This is a genomic window from Cohnella soli (assembly GCF_042655525.1).
In the GTDB taxonomy this organism is placed as follows: Bacteria; Bacillota; Bacilli; order Paenibacillales; family Paenibacillaceae; genus Cohnella; species Cohnella soli.
On record NZ_JBHSMI010000012.1, the window covers coordinates 157,973 to 164,694 of the forward strand.

The 6,722-nt window shown below is 45.8% G+C and carries 3 protein-coding genes; all 3 read left to right on the forward strand.

All coding sequences use genetic code 11. The features are described from left to right. The first annotated feature begins 157 nt into the window (after positions 1–157). Positions 158–1,552 carry a DNA cytosine methyltransferase gene (locus ACFPOF_RS06950; RefSeq protein WP_378130953.1) on the forward strand — a complete coding sequence of 465 codons (1,395 nt, stop codon included), beginning with the start codon at positions 158–160 and terminating at the stop codon, positions 1,550–1,552. 53 nt (positions 1,553–1,605) lie between these two features. Next, a complete protein-coding gene (locus ACFPOF_RS06955; RefSeq protein ID WP_378130955.1) occupies positions 1,606–1,956 on the forward strand; it encodes a hypothetical protein in 351 nt (116 codons plus the stop codon). Between the two features lie 418 nt (positions 1,957–2,374). Continuing rightward, positions 2,375–6,722 (forward strand): fibronectin type III domain-containing protein (locus ACFPOF_RS06960; RefSeq protein ID WP_465251465.1); only part of this gene is annotated, 4,348 nt, incomplete at its 3' end.

The window sequence follows — 6,722 nt, forward strand, 5'->3', positions numbered from 1 at the left end:
GAAATTATCAATGTTCCTAGCCGTCAATTTTTCGGCTTGGTAGGAGAGTTACTTTAACGCATTCAAAGCGGCACGAACAGGCGAACAATTAGTAGACGGGATCCGTCTGCTTTTTTTGTGCGCCTTTTTTCGTGTCCAAAACAAAGGAGCGATTCGCATGATTAAAATGGTACGCAACCTCATGACAACCAAAGCTAACGGACATACCCGCCTTTACTTCGAGCCCAGCGTTCTCGAGTCCGCGGGATTTTCCCCCGGAGACTCTGTGAGTATACGGTTGGAGCAGGAAGCGGTATTCCTTGTGCGGTGTGAAGAGGGCGATGGTGTCATTTCAAGGCGTCAACGCGCCGGTTGGAAGTCGCCAAGACCGTATTTCGACCGGAAGAATCCGGACATCACCCGCGTTCTTCGGGCCCGGCAGCGCATCGATATGATCGTGCGTGACGGCGAGATCGAGGTGAGGGCAATGGCGAGCTTTTCGCTCGTCGAAATCTCGGATGCAGAATTTCAGGGTAGTCACATGAAGCGGCTGCGCTGTTTTTCGATTCCGGCAGGGGCGGGCGTGGCAACAGCAGCGCTTTGTGAGAGTGGGTTATACGAAAGTACGGCGGGCGTGGATTACTGGAATGCTGCGATCGACACCTACAAGCTGAACTTCCCCGATTCGCTCTCGCTATTCGGTGACATCCGGCATATCGCGCCACGATGGGTACCGGAAGCAGACGTCGCATGGCTTTCAGCGGAGTGCATTGACCATAGTCCACTTGGACTTAGTGGTGCAGACGTAGTTGGCGGGCTCGGACCACATTACGCTCGCTTGATTCTTGCTTCGGGCGCTAGGGCGGTTATTTGTGAGCAAGTAAATCAATATTACCGCTCGCGGGCTTATCGTCAGGTTCAAGAAATCCTCGCCGCGGCCGGCTTCGGTAGCTTTTACGAGACGTCGATTGACGCGCACGCATTCGGTTCAATTCCTTCGAGGCATCGGGGGTACGCTGTGGCGTTCAAGGGTCAAGTCGATTTCTCGTGGCCGGACACGCCTCGCATTCCAGAGCGCTTTCGCGCTACCATCGGCCAGGTTATCGGACCGGACTGGGAAGCTAGAGGGGAGTTCAAACCGATCGCCGGCACCTACATGGAGCAACTACTTGGGAGAAGCGGGGAGCGCAACAATTTCACCACTCATCACAACCGAACTCTCGTAGGGCTCGAGGATACGCGAATGGCTGCGGTTCTTGCTTCTTACAGTCGGACGAACAGCACTTCGTCTTATCTACTCCATCCGGACGGGAAGCATTGGCGGAAATTCTTAGCTTCTGAACTGGCGCGGTTCTTGCACATCCCGGAATGGTTCGAATTTCCGGAATGGATGAGCGAAAACATGCGTACGCAGCTCATCGGTCAATCTGTTGATGCAAACGTCGTTCGCGCGATCGGGGTGGAAGTGGCCGTCGCGCTCATGAAGGCGGATCTTTCCGGTAGCAACCGATCCCGCACAAGTGAACGTCCGCTCATTCAAGATAAGACCGGGCAATATACGTTTATGGTGTAATTCATAGCTTTATCCCCTGTGCGGGAGCCGAAATGTATAAGGAGGCGTTACTTTTGGGAGCTTGGGGACCTGAATTGCTAGAAAATGATACGAGTTTGGATGCATCGTGCATGTTTAAAGAACATATTCAGAATGGACATACTCCTGATCGAGCTACTCAGATGACTACAAGCTACTGGAAACATCTTCGTTCTCGTAAGGATGACAAAACTTACGTCTATATTGGTATTGCGATGGCGCAGCTTGAACTCAATTGCCTAACGGAACATGTTAGAAAAACTGTTATTGGATTAATAAAATCTGGTGGATCCCTTGAAGGTTGGTTTAGTGAGCATGACGCTCGTAGAAGAAAACGTGTTCTTCTTGTGTTAAGGAACCGTCTAGATAACATGAAGGGTATCTGATCCATAAGGTTTCGTAGACAAACAGAGAAACATGCCGGTGCATATGGTCAGCACCCGTTACTCATGTTATTGAGCAGTTTCCTATTTATTGGGCTTCGGAATAGCAGAAAGGGGCTCGGTTGACTTAATGTCGATCGCGCCCTTTCTGCTTTGTGCTGCAAATAGAGACAATTAATCGTCCAAGGGCGGAAGACGTGAGAACACTTGTACACGAAAAATAAAGAATTGGAGGGGGGATATTTGATGAATCACAAGATTTGCCAATAGTAATATATTAATTAGTAAAGTTATATGTTAGTATACTAATTAATTAACATATTACTGTTCGATAGGGGGGATTGACTAGAAATTGATGCAAGTACTGTTGAAATTGCATCTGGAACATACAAAAAACACCGCTCAGAAGGAGAACAAACAGATGAATAAGAAGCTAATTTCAATGATTTTGTCGATAGTGCTGATATTTAGCGCTATGACATCAGTGTTTGCGGGTTACCCTAACAGTGCTAGTGCTGCTGCAGACAAGTATTCAGGCCTTCAGAAAACAGGTTCTTTTAATCTGACTCAAAAATTCGGCATTTCTGTAACGTTTATTAGCGCTGTTTCTAACGACGGCACTAAACTCGCAGTAGCTAGTGGTGGCAAAATCAATATTTACAACAGATTGACCGACACAGTTTCCCAAGTAACTATACCGACGGGAGTTAATTGGCTCCAATATAATGCTGATCTTACCTATGCTGCAGGTGTCAGATATAACGGCACTGGTAGTGGAGAGAACGGAGTTAAATATACTCTGATTGATTTAGTAAATAATACTTCTATCATTTTGAACAGCGATAAAGTGGGATATGGTTATCCTTCGTTCTCTGGAGATGGTAGCAAGGTTGTATTCACACAAGCATCCGATAAATCAATTATGATTTACGACATCGATTCTAAAACGGTTACTACAAGTTTTAAAGTAGAAACAGGTAGAACGCCTTATGCCTCATCTCTTAATACTGGAGATACGTATAGTTGGGGATATATGTATGCGGTAAATGATGATGCTACTAAACTTGCTTTTAGAACTGTAGACACTGTAACTAAGACAGCTTATATATCTAGGTACTCTACAGATGGTACAAAGTTGGGGGATGTTTTTTCAGAAAGCTACACGAACCTCAATTACGCGCCTCGTGTCAGCGCAATGGGCACTTCGGATTCTTTTGAAATAATATCTGATCCGACAATGAGTAGCCCTATGTATTATTTTTACGAAGTCGGTACGGGAGTCCTTCCATTGAAGTTCGCAAAAAGATCTAATTTAATTAAACACTCTTCTGGGTTGTTAATGGACTATATCAATACTGCTTCTTTTGTTTCATTAACCTCTAGTGAAGAGCGCGAAGTTTTTCTATCTAGATCTAGAGACACGGGTAGCAAAATATTGTATTACTATTATTACCTGGGTAGAAACTCAACCAGTCTTTTTGAGCTATCTAACGAAGGGGTTGTAGATGTATATGATGCTACAGAGCTTCTAGCTTCCAGCATTTTTACTAAAAAGCCATCTGACGCCCTTAATGTAAAAGTACAGGAAAAGCCAAATGGAGTTTTATATTTTTCTTGGGATCCAATTATTGTCGCCTCTGGAGTAAAGATTTCCATAAACGGTGGCACGCCTATTGTGTACTATCTTACTTCGGATCAGGGATATTCCTTCAAAGGTCAAAAAGGGAAAACTTATAACATAAGTGTAACCCCATTTATTAGGAGTACAGTAGCAGAGGTATTAGGCGATACTTCGTCCATTTCGTACACCTACGAGGCAGGGGCTTCTGATTATGCTATGGTGGGAGCTAGTCAGCTCATTAGAGGCGAGTATGTCCTGTTCGGACCTATGTTGTGGAGAGTGTGGTCTTCGGACGGTCTTCTAATGTCGGACGACTCTGTTAATTTAATGAAATTTGATACTGCTAACTCCTCTGCAAAATTTAATGCCACTGTAAGTACAAATGTTGGCTATTACTTGAATAATGCCTTCTTAAATATGTTTAGTACGGCGGAAAAAGATTTAATAGCCACTACTAAATTTGATTTAAATTATGACGACGCACCTTATAGTAGCCAAGGAACTATTTATGCTAAAGTAGGTTTACCTACTAGTCAACAAGCGAAGATAGCTCCTTATGTCGTCAAGTCTACTGCTTATTTGCTAATGAATCATCAAAATGGCAGTGTGAACGGTAACGCCCTTATTTGGAGTACTCCGAATAACAAAACTGATGGGGCTTATTCTTATGATCGCAATGTTAACCCCGTTATTAAAGTAGTTTCCAATGCAGTCATAAGCTCAGGTACAGGTACAGCGGCAGACCCCTATGTTATTAATTCAACAGGGGTAGTACCTACGACACCTACGAATTTTAAAACGCAGTCCGTGACATCTAATTCGGTGTCCATGACTTGGGACACCTCAGGTGCTACCTCTTACGAACTTAAAAGAGGAGGCCTAGTTGTTTACAGTGGAACCGGGAACAGCTTTACGGATACCGGACTCACTTCTGGTCAAGCCTATTCTTATTCTTTGGTAGCTAAGAATGGAATGGCAGCCAGCCCAGCAACGACACTTAATGTTACTACGGAAACTGTTACATTACCTGCAACTCCAACTGGATTTACAGCTATCGCTAACGGTAGCACAAAGGTTGATCTTTCGTGGAACGCTGTTCCGGGAGCAGCAAGTTATAAGCTTAAGAGAAATGGAACGGTTATTTTTAATGCCGCAGGAAATACCTTCCAAGACTCTGGCTTAACAGCCTCGACTCTGTATTCATACACTCTTGAAGCTGTCGACGCTGGCGGATTGTCAGGTCAAGCGGCAAGTGCTTCTGCTACTACAAGCGCGGCTATTCCTCCGGCTGTCCCAACTAATTTTATTGCGGTTGCCGCAGGAACAGATAAGGTTAATTTGTCATGGGATTCCGTTCCTACAGCAGTAAGCTATAAGCTTAAACGAGATGGTAATGTTATCTCTAACGCTGCAGGAAATACATTCCAAGATTCTGGATTGACTGCCTCAACTAGCTATGTGTATACGATAGAAGCGGTTGACGCTGCAGGTTTGCCTAGCGCCACGGCTAGTGCTTCTGTTACTACGGCATCTATCCCAGCACCGTCAGCACCTACAGGGTTCCGAGTTGTGACTACGACGGAAACTAGTGTTCAACTGGCATGGAATGGAGTTGCTGGGGAGAGTTATACTGTAACGAGGAATGGTTCCGTGGTATATACCGGAACAACTCCTAGTTTTACAGATATTTCTCTTGCTCCTAATACAAGTTTCTCATATGAAGTCACAGCAACTAACGTATCTGGGACTAGCCTGCCTGCTTCTGTGAGCGCTACAACGCTTTCGGAGTTTGTTCCCGCGCCTCAAGGATTTTCCGGTGGAGTTCCGGAGTATAATAAAGTTTCGCTATCGTGGTTAGCAGTAGGGTCCGCGGATAAGTATGTATTGAAGCGTGATGGTAATATCGTGAGCCAAGGCGCTAGTGTGTCTTATGACGATATAACTGTTTCTCCTTCGACGACATATTTGTACACCCTGATTGCTATGAAAGGAAATTCCGCCAGCGTTCCGGCAAATATTACGGTAACAACTCCGGCGCAGGTTGTTCCTGATCTTAGACCAAAACTTCCTTCTGGAACTTCTGTGTTAACTTCTTCCAATGTGGATAAGACCTCCGTGGATCTTGCATGGCCTGCAATCCCTGACGCGGATAGTTACACAGTAAAAAGAAATGGAACCGTTGTTTACACGGGGTCTGATCTTTCTTTCACCGATTCTGGATTAACAGAGGACACCAATTATACGTATACGTTCTTTGCTAGCAATACGCATGGAGATAGTGCTTCGTTTAATCTGGATGTCCACACTAAAGGCTCTGCTCCGGTTAAGCCTACAGGTTTAAAAGCGAATCGCATCTACTCAGACGCCGCTTCTTTCCAATGGACTAGAGGTTCAGGTAATCTCACGTATACGTTGGTTCGGGACGGGGGAATTGTAGTTTATTCCGGTCCTATGACAACATTCCGGGACACAACTCTAGATAAGCTCAGTTCATACACGTATGTGGTAGAGGCAACCAATCAATGGGGAACTACAGTCTCCGACCCGATAACGATTACTACTATTGATGATGTACCTGCTGTAGTGATTTCTCCGTCGCCTGAAACATCTTCGGGCACAATAACTTTCTCTTTCGCGGTGATTGAAGGGGCTTATGAATACCATGTTGAGCGTAACCCGCATTGGACTTATACAGCTAACGGCGATGGAACATTTCACTTAACGTATGTAAATACGACAACCGGTGTAACGCAAGACTACGGTAATGTCAGCCCTGTTAACGGGAAGCTTCCATTCTCCGAGTCAAGCATCAACCCTGGTTCCAACTATCACTATGATGTAACTGCGTTTAAGCAGGGAGCCGGTGGCGCACCAGAACAAGTTGGTGGAAGTAAGGTTGATGTAACCGCTCCGACAAACGGTAGCGGGTCGACAGTTACCCCTGGAAATGTAAATGGTGGTACTGGCGGATTTGATGGCACCCCTACGGGTGGCGGTACAGGTGGCACTGGCGGTACTGGTGGCACAGGTGGTACAGGTGGTACAGGTGGTACTGGCGGTACTGGCGGTACTGGCGGTACTGGCGGTACTGGCGGTACTGGCGGTACTGGCGGTACTGGCGGTACTGGCGGTACTGGCGGTACTGGCG